This is a genomic window from Pseudomonas helleri (genome assembly GCF_009600315.1).
GTDB classification, from domain to species: domain Bacteria; phylum Pseudomonadota; class Gammaproteobacteria; order Pseudomonadales; family Pseudomonadaceae; genus Aquipseudomonas; species Aquipseudomonas helleri_A.
Map to the genome: position 1 here is coordinate 1 of NZ_WIWC01000008.1, position 12,570 is coordinate 12,570.

The following is a 12,570-nucleotide window of genomic DNA, read 5'->3' on the forward strand; positions in this document are numbered from 1 at the left end:
AGCGCAGCCAGCATCTGGCCGGTCTGGTTGTTGTCGCTGTCGATGGCCTGTTTGCCCAGGATCACCAGCTGAGGCTGTTCCTTGTCCACCACCGCCTTGAGCAGCTTGGCCACAGCCAGCGAGGTCAAGTCTTCAGCGGATTCGACGAGGATGGCGCGATCGGCACCCAGAGCCAGTGCAGTACGCAGCTGTTCCTGAGCAGTGGTCGGGCCGATGGAGACGACGACGATTTCAGTCGCAACACCTTTCTCTTTCAGGCGTACGGCTTCTTCCACGGCGATTTCGCAGAAGGGGTTCATCGACATCTTGACGTTGGCGAGGTCAACGCCGGAGTTGTCCGCTTTGACGCGCACTTTAACGTTGTAATCGACCACTCGTTTGACAGCTACAAGAACCTTCATGGATTCCTCGTTACTCTCCGGTGAAAAGAAAGTCGCCTAGGCGAACCTGGCGGTTGATGCACAGTGGCACAAGGGCACCTCCAAAGATCGTTGCCGTGCCGTTCTTTATATAAAGAATGACGAGCGCCAGAGGCTTCACATGCGACCGTCTGTCCGGTGTGACTACAAGTCATACACCAAAAGGACGTGTAAACTCCACGCGAAGAATGGCAGGCTCCTACTGGTTGAGCCCATGCCCTGTCTTTAGAGGTGCTCTTGAAACCGACAATCAGCCTACGGCGAGCGCAAAACCGCCCGTATCTTGACCGGAACGCCATTTGCGGTCAATACAGCAAATCGGCCAGTTTTAAGCCGCGCGTCTAGGATTTGTCTGGCTTTCAGCCAATTCAAACAAACGTTTGTATTGGACGCTGATAGTGGTGTAGATATAATGCCCGCCCCATAGAGAGAGCGGCGCCTCATCCATTGCGTCTTTAGCCCCGGGCCGAAGGAATAATGGATGAAACGCCAAACCTCCAATTAGAAAAATACCGTTGAGCCTTGAGTAGGAGAGAACCTGTGGAACGCGAATACATGGAATTCGACGTGGTCATCGTCGGCGCCGGCCCTGCCGGTTTGTCCGCCGCCTGCCGTTTGAAGCAGAAGGCCGCCGAAGCCGGTAAAGAAATCAGCGTCTGCGTGGTAGAAAAAGGCTCTGAAGTCGGTGCTCATATTTTGTCTGGCGCGGTGTTTGAACCCCGCGCCCTGAACGAATTGTTCCCGGACTGGAAAGAACTGGGCGCTCCGCTCCATACCCCGGTCACCCGCGACGATATCTATGTACTGCGCAGCGACAGCACCGCCACCAAGGTGCCCGACCTGTTTGTGCCTAAAACCATGCACAACGAAGGCAACTACATCATTTCGCTGGGTAACCTGTGCCGCTGGCTGGCGCAGCAAGCAGAAAACCTGGGCGTTGAGGTTTACCCAGGCTTCGCCGCACAAGACGTGCTGTTCGATGAAAACCATGTGGTTCGCGGGATCATTACCGGCGATCTGGGCGTTGACCGTGAGGGCAACCCAAAGGAAGGCCTGTACACCCCCGGTATGGAACTGCGCGGCAAGTACACCTTGTTTGCTGAAGGCTGCCGCGGCCACTTGGGCAAGCAACTGATCGAGCGCTTCAACCTCGACAGCGATGCGGACGTCCAGCACTACGGCATTGGCCTGAAAGAAATCTGGGAAATCGACCCGGCCAAGCATCAGCCGGGTCTGGTGGTTCACACTGCAGGCTGGCCTCTGGACATCGTCAGCAAAGAGAACACGGGCGGCTCCTTCCTCTATCACCTGGAAAACAATCAGGTCGTTGTCGGCTTGATTGTCGATCTGTCCTACAGCAACACCTTCCTGTCCCCGTTCGATGAATTCCAGCGTCTTAAGCACCACCCGGTGCTCAAGCAATACCTCGAAGGCGGCAAACGCATCAGCTACGGTGCTCGCGCACTGGCCAAGGGCGGTTTGAATTCGCTGCCAAAAATGGTCTTCAACGGCGGCGCGCTGATCGGTTGTGACTTGGGCACCATGAACGTGGCCAAGATCAAAGGCAGCCACACCGCCATGAAGTCCGGCATGCTCGCCGCTGAAGCCGTGGCTGACGCCTTGCTTGCAGGCAGTGAAGGCGGCGATACCCTCACGACCTACGTTGAAGGGTTCAAAGCCAGCTGGCTGCACGAAGAACTGTTTGCCAGCCGTAACTTCGGCCCGGCCATGCACAAGTTCGGCCCAATTATGGGCGCGGGTTTCAACTGGATGGATCAGAACCTGTTCGGCGGCAAACTGCCCTTCACGCTGCATGACACCAAGCCTGACTACGCCTGCCTCAAACTGGCCAAAGACTGCCAGAAAATCGACTACCCGAAACCGGACGGCAAGATCAGTTTCGATAAACTCAGCTCGGTTTTCCTGTCCAGCACCAACCACGAAGAAGAGCAGCCGTGCCACCTTAAGCTGCGCGATCCGAGCATTCCGATCAGCGTTAACTTGCCGCTTTATGATGAGCCGGCACAGCGCTACTGCCCGGCGGGTGTTTATGAAGTGATCGAGCAGGAAGGTGGCGAGAAGCGCTTCCAGATCAACGCGCAAAACTGTGTGCACTGCAAAACCTGCGACATTAAAGATCCGTCACAGAACATCACTTGGGTGACTCCGGAAGGTGCTGGCGGCCCGACTTACCCGAACATGTAAGTCAAAAGGCTCCTGCGAAGGAGCCTTTTTTATTGCACTGCGATCTGTGAATTTACGACGGCTACGCCGCCGAACGCAGCCTTCGATAGCGGCTACGAAAAGCTCGTCAGCATCCCGCCCCTTCATGGCCGGGGCTGCGTTCAAAGTAGCGTTTGTACTCGCGACTGAACTGCGAGGCACTTTGATAGCCCACTCGTTCGGCCACTTGCGCCACGCCCAAACGCTCATTCAACAGCAACTGCTGAGCCCGCAACAGACGCAGCCGTTTGAGGTACTGCACCGGCGACAATAAGGTGCTGCGCTTGAAATGCTCATGAAACGTGGAGGCGCTCATGTTGGCGCAACGCGCCAGGGTTTCGACATTCAAGGGTTCGGCAAAATGCTCGTGCAAATGGCTCAAGGACGCCGCGACTCTGGCAAATTGACCTTGTTGTTCGACCAAGGCCCGTAACACTCCGGCCTGTGGCCCACGCAATGCCGCGAACAAGACTTCGCGCAAACGCGCCTTGCCCATGATTCGGCACTCTACGGGATCATGCAGGCACCGCAACAACCTCTCCACCGCCTCACGCATCTCGTCATCCAGCACCGCTGACGTCATCGACTCCGGCGTTTGCGCAACGGCACTGCGATCCGGGTCCAGGCCCATCGCCAGCACCAGCTCACCCAATACGGCCCGGTCAATGCTGATCGCCACTCCCAGCAGCGGCACCTCGGCAGACGCGAAGGTTTCACATTCAAATGGGACAGAAAGCGCCTGCACCAGATAATGCCCGGCGCCGTATTCCAGTGTCCGCTGTCCTAAATAGGCCAACTTACTGCCTTGGGCGATGACCATTAGGCTAGGCTCATAAATCTGCGGCATACGCGCCACGGCGTTGCAGGCCGACACCACCCGCACTTCAGGCAATAAAGTCGAAACAAAGCCGGTTTTTAACGCCAAAGGCCGGATCAGTGAAACCAGCCCGGCGTTCTCATCTCGGTGACGCGTCAGAAACATGGAAACAACTTCGCAGGAGGAATAGACAGGCGCATCTTCGCAGAATTACCGGCCAACGCCACAGCTGAGCCGAGACTTCGGAGTATTAGGCATAACAGGCGTAGGAATCGTCATAGTCCTGTCAGGTACAGAAGCGCAAAATCCCCTCCTGTTCACTGTTAACGTTTCGAGAGGTTATTCATGTCCACCTATAACGCAATCGGCTATGCCGCTCAGAGCGCCAAAGCCCCGCTAGCACCCATGCAATTCAACCGCCGCGCCCTGCGTCCGGACGACGTAGCTCTTGACGTGCTGTACTGCGGCGTTTGCCACTCCGACATTCACCAGGCACGCAATGATTGGGGCTTCGCCACTTACCCACTGATGCCCGGCCATGAAATCATCGGCAAAGTGACCGCTATCGGCGATAAAGTCACCAAGCACAAAGTCGGCGATATGGTCGGCGTAGGCTGCATGGTTGATTCATGCCGCACCTGCTCCGCGTGTCAGGAAGACCTGGAGCAATACTGTCTGGAAGGCATGACCCAAACATACGCCAGCCCGGATCGGGTTGATGGCACCCTGACCATGGGCGGCTACTCCGACAAAATGGTTGTCAGTGAACATTTTGTACTGAGCATCCCGGACAACCTCGACCCAGCCAGCGCTGCACCGTTATTGTGTGCAGGTATCACAACGTATTCGCCACTGCGCCACTATGGTGTAGAGCCAGGCGACAAAGTCGGCATTTTGGGCATGGGCGGCTTGGGCCACATGGGCATCAAGTTTGCCAAGGCTTTGGGCGCAGAAGTCACCCTCTTCACCCGCTCCGCCGCCAAGGCTGAAGAAGCCCGTCGCCAAGGCGCCGACCACGTGATCGTGTCCACCGACGCCGAGCAGATGAAAGCGGCTGCTGGCACGTTCAACTTCCTGCTCGACACCATTCCGGTGCCACACGACCTTAACCCCTACCTCGAAACCCTGGCGTTCGACGGCGTACATATTCTGGTCGGCCTGATCGAACCTGTTGAACCGGCACTGAATGCCTTCAATCTGGTGTTCAAGCGCCGCGTACTGGCTGGCTCGCTGATCGGCGGCATTGCTGAAACTCAGGAAATGCTCGATTTCAGCGCCGAACACGGGATTACCTGCGACATCGAGATGCTGGACATCAAAAACATCAATGAAGCCTTTGAGCGTGTTGTGAAAGGCGACGTGAAATATCGCTTTGTGATCGACATGAAAACGTTGAAGGCTTAAACGTCAAAAGCCCCTCACCCTAACCCTCTCCCAAAGGGAGAGGGGACTGAATGGGGGGACCTTTTGAGGTGTGCCTACCCAAGGTTTCTCGCTGAATCCAGTATTGAAACCGATAGAAATCGGCCCCCTCTCCCTCTGGGAGAGGGCTGGGGTGAGGGTTTACCCGCCCAACTCTGCCGATATCTGCTGCGCCGCATGTGTGATGACCGGAATCAACCCGGTCATTTTCTCCAGTGACATGTAAGGCACGGTACTGGCGATGCTGATGGCCGCCACGATCTGGCGACTGGCATCCCTTATCGGCGCCGCTACACAACGAATCGACGGTTCGTTGTCTTCCAGATCAAAAGCATACCCACCCGCGACATAGCCGCGCATCCGCGTTTCAAACTGCTCCCACGTCACTTCCTCATGGTTGGGCCATTGCGGATTTTTCTCCGCTGGCGAATGACTCGCGTCATACAAACGTCGCCACTCCCCCACCGGTGCGTCCAGCAACATGGCTTTGCCAATCCCTGTGCGCGCCAGCGGCATGCGATGGCCCACCCGCGAACGCATTTCCGGACCATTGCGGCCTGGAATTTTGTGCAAGTACAACACTTCGTCGCCTTCGCGCACGGCCAGGTGAACGGTATCGCCGGTCAACACCGACAACTCATCCAGAAACGGCCCGGCCAATGTCACCAGCGGCACTTCTTCGCGCGCCTGAAAACCCAGCTCGATCAACTTCGGTCCCAGCAAGTAACCCACCTGCGGCAATACGCGCAGGTAGCGTTCGTCGACCAAACAACTGGCCAGACGGTGCGTGGTGCTGCGGGTGGTGCCAATTGCCCGGGCGATGTCTTTGAGGTCGCGCGCACCATTGGCCACGGCCTGTACGACCGCCAAGCCGCGCAGTAAGGTTTGGGTGCCGGTCGGTGCGATTTTCGGGGTGTCGTCCTGCATAGCCAGCCTTTGGATTAGGGGGATACCGGGCGGCATTATGGTCGCCCGGCTGACGCGCGGCTAGAGTTCGATCCGTTCGACTTTGCCCACCAGCAAGATATAGGACAGTGCCCCCAACAGCGCCAGCACCGAAATGTAGGTGATGGCCGGCGCGAACGAGTCACCGCTGGCCAAAAAGCCGATCACGATAGGCGTGGCGATCGCGGACAGGTTGCCGATGAAGTTGAATACGCCACCGGTCAGGCCCAGCAACCGGGCCGGCGCCAAGGTGGAGACCAACGACCAGGTGATCGACGCCAGCCCGTTACCGAAAAACGCCAGCGCCAGAAACGCAATCACCAACGGCGTCGACTCGACAAAGTTGGCACCGATGATTGAGGTCGAGATCAGCAACCCGCCAATAATCGGTAATTTGCGCGCAAAACCCACCGAATAGCCACGGCGAATCAGCCAATCGGAAAAGAACCCCGAGCACAGCACGCCAATAAAGGCCGCCAGGAACGGCAGCGAAGCCAGCAGCCCGGACTTGATAAAGTCCATGCCGCGGTATTTGACCAGATAGGTTGGGAACCACGTCAGGAAAAACCATAAGGTGGAGTTCAGGCAGAACTGCCCCAGATAGATGCCCCACAGCTTGCGTTTGGTCAGCACGATGCCCAGATCCGCCCAGCTGAACGGCGCTTTGCGTTTGGCCGTTTGCGACTGGATATCCACCAGCCCGCCACCCTCGATGATCAAGTCGATTTCGGCGTCGTTGGCGCCCTTGAAGTCTCGCGGCTCGCGGTACACCGCGTACCAAATGCCCGCCCAGATGATGCCCACTGCACCGGTGCAGACAAACACCATGTGCCAGCCCCACTGATGTTGCAGCCAGGCCAGTACCGGGGTCAGGAACGCCAGCCCGACAAATTGCCCTGAGGTATAGAAGCCAATGGCCGTGGCGCGTTCACGCTCGGGAAACCAGGTGGTGACGACTCGGCTGTTGATCGGGTACGCCGGGGCTTCAAGCGCACCGACCGCCATGCGCAGAACAAACAGGGCAATAAAGCTGGCGGCAAAGCCGAGCATGACAGTGGCGATCGACCACAACAGCAAGGCCACGCTGTACAGAATGCGCGGCGGTACGCGGTCCACCAGCCAGCCGCCAGGAATTTGCATGGCGGCGTACGTCCAGCCGAACGCGGAGAAGATCAGGCCGACATGGATGGGGTCGATGCCCAGATCACTGGTCAGCGCGGGGGCCGCAATCGACAAGTTGCTGCGGTCCAGATAGTTGATCACCACGGTGATAAACAACAGGACCATGATGAAAAAACGCTTACGGCTAGGCGTCACCATAGACGCTTGCGCGACAGTGATTGTCATGGGATGTGCCTCGTTTTTATGGTTATTGAGGTCGTTAAATCCGTAGCAGTTGCCGAAGGCGACGTCCGATCGCGAAGCGGTCGTAAATTCTGAGATCCCATTTTATCTGGATGATTTCATTACCTGAATTTACGACGACTTTGTCGCCGATCGCAGCCTTCGGCAGCTGCTACGTAGCGAGGAGTGGACTCACCACTCGGCGAAGCTGCCGTCGGCGTGGCGCCAGATCGGATTGCGCCAGCGGTGACCCACTACGGCACGCTCGCGCACGTATTCTTCGTTGATCTCAATGCCCAGGCCCGGGCCATTGGGGATCTTGACGAAGCCTTTGTCGTAGTCGAAGACCGACGGGTCTTTGATGTAGTCCAACAAGTCGTTGCTTTCGTTGTAGTGAATACCCAGGCTTTGCTCCTGGATAAAGGCGTTGTAACAGACCGCGTCCAGTTGCAGGCAAGCCGCCAGTGCAATCGGGCCCAACGGGCAATGCAATGCCAGCGCCACGTCGTAGGCTTCGGCCATGTTGGCGATCTTGCGGGTTTCAGTAATACCGCCAGCATGGGAAGCGTCCGGCTGGATAATGTCGACGTAGCCTTCGCTGAGCACGCGCTTGAAGTCCCAGCGCGAGAATAAGCGTTCCCCCAGAGCAATCGGAGTGCTGGTCAACGGCGCCAGTTCTTTGAGCGCTTCGTAGTTTTCGCTGAGCACCGGCTCTTCGATAAACATCAGCTTGTACGGGTCCAGTTCCTTCATCAGCACCTTGGCCATCGGTTTGTGTACCCGGCCGTGGAAGTCCACGCCGATGCCCACATTCGGCCCGACTGCATCACGGACAGCGGCGACGTTGGCCAGCGCCAAATCGACTTTTTCGAAGCTGTCGACAAATTGCAGCTCTTCGGTGCCGTTCATTTTGATCGCGGTGAACCCACGGCTGACGGCTTCTTTAGCGGCTCTGGCGGTGTCCGCCGGGCGGTCGCCACCGATCCAGGAGTACACGCGAATCTTGTCGCGCACTTGCCCGCCCAACAGGTCGCTGACCGACACGCCCAACGCTTTGCCCTTGATGTCCCACAACGCCTGATCGATACCGGCCAGCGCGCTCATGTGCACCGCGCCACCGCGGTAAAAGCCGCCACGGTAAAGCACCGTCCAGATGTCTTCGATGTTGCGTGGGTCTTTGCCGATCAAGTAGTCGGACAATTCCTCAACTGCGGCTGCCACGGTGTGGGCGCGCCCTTCAACCACAGGCTCGCCCCACCCGGTTACGCCTTCGTCGGTTTCTACCTTGAGGAACAGCCAGCGCGGCGGAACCAGATAGGTCGTGAGTTTGGTGATTTTCATCGTGTTGTCTCTCTTATTCGATGGGACGCCGCAGCGCCGGTCAGTCTGCGTGACGCTGCGTATTCCAGGCGTTCATATAGGCCTTGGCCCGTACGCCCACTTCTTGTGGAGTCAGGCCCGGTTTGAATAAACCCGAACCCAGTCCAAAACCTGCAACGCCGGCGTCGAGAAACACCTGCATGTTGTCAGGGGTAATTCCGCCGACCGGGATCAGCCGTGTACCGGCGGGCAATACCGCGAGCCAGGCCTTGACCACCGCCGGGCCCATTTGCTCGGCCGGGAACATTTTCAGCACGTCGGCCCCTTCAGCCAGTGCGGCAAACGCTTCGGTGGGAGTGGCCACGCCGGGCGACAAGTAAAGGCCAGCCGCCTTGGCCGCACGCAACACCTTGGGGTCGCTGTGGGGCATCACAATCACTTGCCCGCCCGCCGCCTTGACCTGTTCGACCTGCTCGGGCGTTAACACCGTGCCCGCACCGACCAGGCAGTCGGCGGGCAGGCTGTCGCGCAAAATGCGGATGCTGTCGTAAGGCTGCGGGGAGTTGAGCGGCACTTCAAGGGTACGAAAGCCCTCGTCATACAGCACCTTGCCGATGGCTTGCGCCTCTTGCGGATGCAGCCCGCGAAGAATCGCGATCAACCCGTTTTTTGCCAATGCTTGCTTGAGCATCTCAGCCCTCCAGAGCGTTGTGTCGCACTAACCCGGCGGCGTGAGCCAGGTGCCATAAACCCTGTTCGGTGGCCTGTTCTGCCAGACGCACGTCGCCAAACCCACAGGCGGCCAGCGCCAGTCGGTAGCGTTCACAGAGTTGGGAATTACCAATAAGAATGACCGCGGGCAACGACTGCTCGCCACGTCGCTGACGCAATGCGCAGCTCAGGGCAAACAACTCATGGCCAATCAATAAACCCGACACATAGTCAGGCTGCTCGGTGGCGCTCAGTTGGCCGGTCAGGCCGAGTGTTCGGGCGCTGAACAGCGTCGACAACGGACCGAGCAGTCCGTCGGCAGACAATGCTACGTGCACGCCGCGCTCGAAGGCGGGCTGGTCAAACGGCCCGCCGCGTTGCTGGGTACGGCCCAAAATAGTGTGTTCACAGGCAGCGGCGTAAAGCTCGCCGGTCATGAAAGTATCGAAGTGCACGAGGCAGCCGTCTTGCACCTGCACCCATTTGGAGTGGCTGCCGGGCAAGCCGATCAAGCAATCGTTGATCAGCGGATAACGCTGCAGGACGCCCAGCACTTGAGTTTCTTCACCGCGCATCACATTGGGCAGGGTTGAACGCTGGATGACCCCCGGCACGATGTGCACATCGACCCCACGCACACTGCGCACGGGCTGCAAGGCGGTGCTCAGGGCCTGAAGGCTGGCCGGGGTTTCGCGGTACGGGGCTTCGCGCCAGCCTTGGGCGCTGCCGACCATGCCACAAGCGATCACGGGAATGCCGGGATGAGTGTCGAGCCAGTCACCGCAGGCATCGTCAAAGGCCAGTTCAAAGCCGTTGTCGCAACGCTGCCCGGCCACGTCACGCGACGTGGCGGGCAGCTGCATGATCCCGCAGGCCAGCGAGCGCGTTTGCAGCACCTGCCCTGACGGGCCGAGTAAATAAGCACGAAGGGAGGTTGTCCCCCAATCGAGTGCAATCAATTGCGCCTGCATCGCTTCACCTGTTTTGTTTTTAGCAGTGAATGCTGTGTCTCAGTGCAGGCGACTATAAACCTTGAGTCGGACAAATCTCAATATATAAATTGCAGTCCCATATATAGGGAATTAGTGAGACCGATCCTTAGCAGTTGCCGCAGGCACTGTCACTCCGGCTCAGGGCCGATGGGGAAAAATTCGCCGCAGCTCCATACGCCCAGCCAGTTTTGACCGTCAATGGGGCGCGATACCGCCAGTTCGATCAGTTGGTAGAAGACGTTGCGATGAATCAGCGCTTCAAGGTTACGGCGCACTAACAGGTAGGGCGCAGGCGCCTGGGTGTGGGAGTCGATGACGACGCGCAGAGGATGTTCGCTGTCTGCCGTGATCTGCTCGTCGACGTTGGTGGTAAAGCGCAGCACTTGCTGCTCCCCCTCTCCTTCGACCTCAAGGATTTGCGCAACAAACGGTGCATCATCGACGACGATGCCGACCTTTTCTGCCGGAGTAATCAGAAAGTAATCGTCACCGTCACGGCGAATGATGGTGGAGAACAACTTGACCATAGGTTTACGGCCAATGGGGGTGCCCATGTAATACCAGGTGCCATCGCGGGCGATGCGCATGTCGATATTGCCGCAGAAAGCGGTGTCCCATAAATGAACCGGCGGCAGACCTTTGTCGGCTTTAGGGATTTGCGCCAACAGGTTACTGACGTCTACAGGTTCACTCATGATGCTCTCCTCGACTTATTCGTCGCTCAAGCCTATCAAGCTGCGTGCGTACTTCGCCAGCGGCGGGCCAATCAGGTCTGCGGGTTTGGTGTCATGAAAGGTCAACAGGCCGCCCCGGCTGCGGATGGTCGCCGTATCAATCAGGTATTGGGTACTGGTTTCGATCAACATCACTTGAATAACGCCGCTGTCGACACCCAAGCGGCTGATTTCTTCCTGATCCAGCCATTCGTCACTGTTGCTGATGCGGTCGTCTGCACGCGCAAAACGGGTGTAAAGCAAGTAGTGCGCACCAAAGCCACGGGCTTCAGTCATGGCCTGATCGAGCCCCACAGGTTCTTTGGCACGGCGCACCATCGGGAAATATTCAACGAAGCCGTTAAACGCCTCTTCGGCCACCACGCTGGGCCGCACATAGGGGTCGCCAATCGGGGCAAAAGGCCCCTGGGCGATGTAGATAAAGGAGTCCGGCTGGATGCGCAGCGAGTTGCTGCGCCGCGTATTGCTGTGATCCAGTAGGCCCGCGTCGCTCATTTGATAGCGCGCGCCCTCCCCCAGATCACTGACCTTCATGCAGCCACCCAGCGCCAAAAAAGCCAGCAACACCAACAGACCACGCATCCTATTCTCCCGATGGCCGGTGACAGAAAACCGGCGAATAGTCGCGTGATGCAGTTTGCGCGCCAGCTTTACCCGCAACGCTATCGCTGCTTTAGCCGGTCAATCACCACCGCCAGCAACAGAATCGAGCCGCGTATGACGTATTGGTAGAAGGTGTCGATGTTTTTCAGGTTCATGGCGTTTTCAATGATTGCCAGAATCAGCACCCCGGCGATTACATGCCGAATCATCCCGACGCCGCCGCTCAACGACACACCGCCCAACACACAGGCCGAGATCACGGTCAGCTCAAACCCCTGACCAATCATTGGCTGCCCAGAGGTCATGCGCGACGCCAGAATCACGCCAGCCAGCGCACCAATCAGCCCATGCACGGCGAAGATGATGATTTTGGTGCGGTCGACGTTCACCCCGGCCAGCAGCGCCGCTTCCTGATTACCGCCAATGGCCATGGTGTTACGGCCATAGGTGGTGTGGTTGAGCAGCCAGCCAAAAAACACAAAGCACACCAGAGTGATCAGGATCGGCACCGGCACGCCAAACAGCTGGCCATTGCCAAACACGAAGAACGACTCTTGAGAAACCCCCACAGCCTTGCCATTGGCAAAGATATACGCCAGACCGCGCACAATCTGCATGGTGGCCAAGGTGGTGATTAGCGCATTGACCCGCAGTTTGGCGATGACGATACCGTTGATTAGCCCCACCAGCAGGCCCATGCCCAAGGCCGCGCTGACGCCCAAAAACACACTGTCGGTGTCGCGCATGACCACCGCCGCCACCACCCCGGAACACGCGATCACCGATCCTACTGAAAGGTCGAAGTGCCCCGAGGCCAGGCAGTACAGCATGGTGCAAGCGGCAATCCCGGTGGTGGAAATGGCCAACCCCAGACCGCGCATGTTCAAAGGCGACAGGAAGTTGTCGATCAGCAAGGTGCACAACAGGAAAATCGCAAACGCGGCCAGCAACATGACCCAATCGTCGAGAAAACGGCGCATATCGAGTTTTTTGCGGGGAGTCGGCAGTGTGGAGTCGTGTGTGGTCATAAAAATCTCTCA

12 protein-coding genes are annotated in these 12,570 nt (G+C 58.0%); 2 read left to right on the plus strand and 10 right to left on the minus strand.

Annotated features, from left to right (window positions below):
* On the minus strand, nt 1–401 hold a 401-nt coding region (locus GHN86_RS06920; protein ID WP_194286543.1), incomplete at its 3' end, for an electron transfer flavoprotein subunit beta/FixA family protein.
* A 558-nt stretch (nt 402–959) separates the two neighbouring features.
* Here GHN86_RS06920 and GHN86_RS06925 point away from each other — a divergent pair.
* On the plus strand, nt 960–2,624 hold the full coding sequence (locus GHN86_RS06925) for an electron transfer flavoprotein-ubiquinone oxidoreductase (protein WP_323369097.1): 1,665 nt from the start codon (nt 960–962) through the stop codon (nt 2,622–2,624).
* 106 nt (nt 2,625–2,730) lie between these two features.
* On the opposite strand, the gene GHN86_RS06930 is transcribed toward GHN86_RS06925, so the two are convergent.
* Nucleotides 2,731–3,624 carry an AraC family transcriptional regulator gene (locus GHN86_RS06930; RefSeq protein WP_153377009.1) on the minus strand — a complete coding sequence of 298 codons (894 nt, stop codon included), beginning with the start codon at nt 3,622–3,624 and terminating at the stop codon, nt 2,731–2,733.
* Nucleotides 3,625–3,804: 180 nt separating this feature from the next.
* Between GHN86_RS06930 and GHN86_RS06935 the strand changes: the two genes are divergently transcribed.
* A complete protein-coding gene (locus GHN86_RS06935; RefSeq protein ID WP_153377008.1) occupies nt 3,805–4,863 on the plus strand; it encodes an NAD(P)-dependent alcohol dehydrogenase in 1,059 nt (352 codons plus the stop codon).
* A 159-nt stretch (nt 4,864–5,022) separates the two neighbouring features.
* Here GHN86_RS06935 and GHN86_RS06940 read toward each other — a convergent pair whose 3' ends face one another.
* From GHN86_RS06940 to araH, 8 genes are all read right to left on the minus strand, one after another.
* Nucleotides 5,023–5,808: an IclR family transcriptional regulator gene (locus GHN86_RS06940; protein WP_153377007.1), complete on the minus strand. Its 786-nt coding sequence runs from the start codon at nt 5,806–5,808 to the stop codon at nt 5,023–5,025.
* 60 nt (nt 5,809–5,868) lie between these two features.
* On the minus strand, nt 5,869–7,173 hold the full coding sequence (locus GHN86_RS06945; protein WP_153377006.1) for an MFS transporter: 1,305 nt from the start codon (nt 7,171–7,173) through the stop codon (nt 5,869–5,871).
* A 189-nt stretch (nt 7,174–7,362) separates the two neighbouring features.
* Nucleotides 7,363–8,511 (minus strand): galactonate dehydratase, encoded by a 1,149-nt coding sequence (gene dgoD / locus GHN86_RS06950; RefSeq protein WP_153377005.1) that lies wholly within the window; start codon nt 8,509–8,511, stop codon nt 7,363–7,365.
* 40 nt (nt 8,512–8,551) lie between these two features.
* The gene (locus GHN86_RS06955) at nt 8,552–9,181 is read right to left on the minus strand and encodes a 2-dehydro-3-deoxy-6-phosphogalactonate aldolase (RefSeq protein WP_153377004.1); all 630 of its coding nucleotides are present in this window, start codon (nt 9,179–9,181) and stop codon (nt 8,552–8,554) included.
* Nucleotide 9,182: 1 nt separating this feature from the next.
* Nucleotides 9,183–10,172, minus strand: coding sequence for a 2-dehydro-3-deoxygalactonokinase (locus GHN86_RS06960; protein WP_153377003.1), 990 nt, complete (start codon nt 10,170–10,172; stop codon nt 9,183–9,185).
* A 149-nt stretch (nt 10,173–10,321) separates the two neighbouring features.
* Nucleotides 10,322–10,888: a DUF1285 domain-containing protein gene (locus GHN86_RS06965; protein WP_153377002.1), complete on the minus strand. Its 567-nt coding sequence runs from the start codon at nt 10,886–10,888 to the stop codon at nt 10,322–10,324.
* A 15-nt stretch (nt 10,889–10,903) separates the two neighbouring features.
* A complete protein-coding gene (locus GHN86_RS06970) occupies nt 10,904–11,509 on the minus strand; it encodes a DUF4823 domain-containing protein (protein WP_153377001.1) in 606 nt (201 codons plus the stop codon).
* An 80-nt stretch (nt 11,510–11,589) separates the two neighbouring features.
* Nucleotides 11,590–12,558 carry an L-arabinose ABC transporter permease AraH gene (gene araH / locus GHN86_RS06975; RefSeq protein ID WP_153377000.1) on the minus strand — a complete coding sequence of 323 codons (969 nt, stop codon included), beginning with the start codon at nt 12,556–12,558 and terminating at the stop codon, nt 11,590–11,592.
* Nucleotides 12,559–12,570: the final 12 nt, after the last annotated feature.

Excerpts from the sequence above, each read along its gene's own strand:
- GHN86_RS06955 (WP_153377004.1), bottom strand. The coding sequence starts at position 9,181 with ATGCTCAAGCAAGCATTGGCAAAAAACGGGTTGATCGCGATTCTTCGC.
- GHN86_RS06930 (WP_153377009.1), bottom strand. The coding sequence starts at position 3,624 with ATGTTTCTGACGCGTCACCGAGATGAGAACGCCGGGCTGGTTTCACTG.
- GHN86_RS06965 (WP_153377002.1), bottom strand. The coding sequence starts at position 10,888 with ATGAGTGAACCTGTAGACGTCAGTAACCTGTTGGCGCAAATCCCTAAA.
- GHN86_RS06960 (WP_153377003.1), bottom strand. The coding sequence starts at position 10,172 with ATGCAGGCGCAATTGATTGCACTCGATTGGGGGACAACCTCCCTTCGT.
- dgoD (WP_153377005.1), bottom strand. The coding sequence starts at position 8,511 with ATGAAAATCACCAAACTCACGACCTATCTGGTTCCGCCGCGCTGGCTG.
- araH (WP_153377000.1), bottom strand. The coding sequence starts at position 12,558 with ATGACCACACACGACTCCACACTGCCGACTCCCCGCAAAAAACTCGAT.
- GHN86_RS06940 (WP_153377007.1), bottom strand. The coding sequence starts at position 5,808 with ATGCAGGACGACACCCCGAAAATCGCACCGACCGGCACCCAAACCTTA.
- GHN86_RS06935 (WP_153377008.1), top strand. The coding sequence starts at position 3,805 with ATGTCCACCTATAACGCAATCGGCTATGCCGCTCAGAGCGCCAAAGCC.
- GHN86_RS06970 (WP_153377001.1), bottom strand. The coding sequence starts at position 11,509 with ATGCGTGGTCTGTTGGTGTTGCTGGCTTTTTTGGCGCTGGGTGGCTGC.
- GHN86_RS06945 (WP_153377006.1), bottom strand. The coding sequence starts at position 7,173 with ATGACAATCACTGTCGCGCAAGCGTCTATGGTGACGCCTAGCCGTAAG.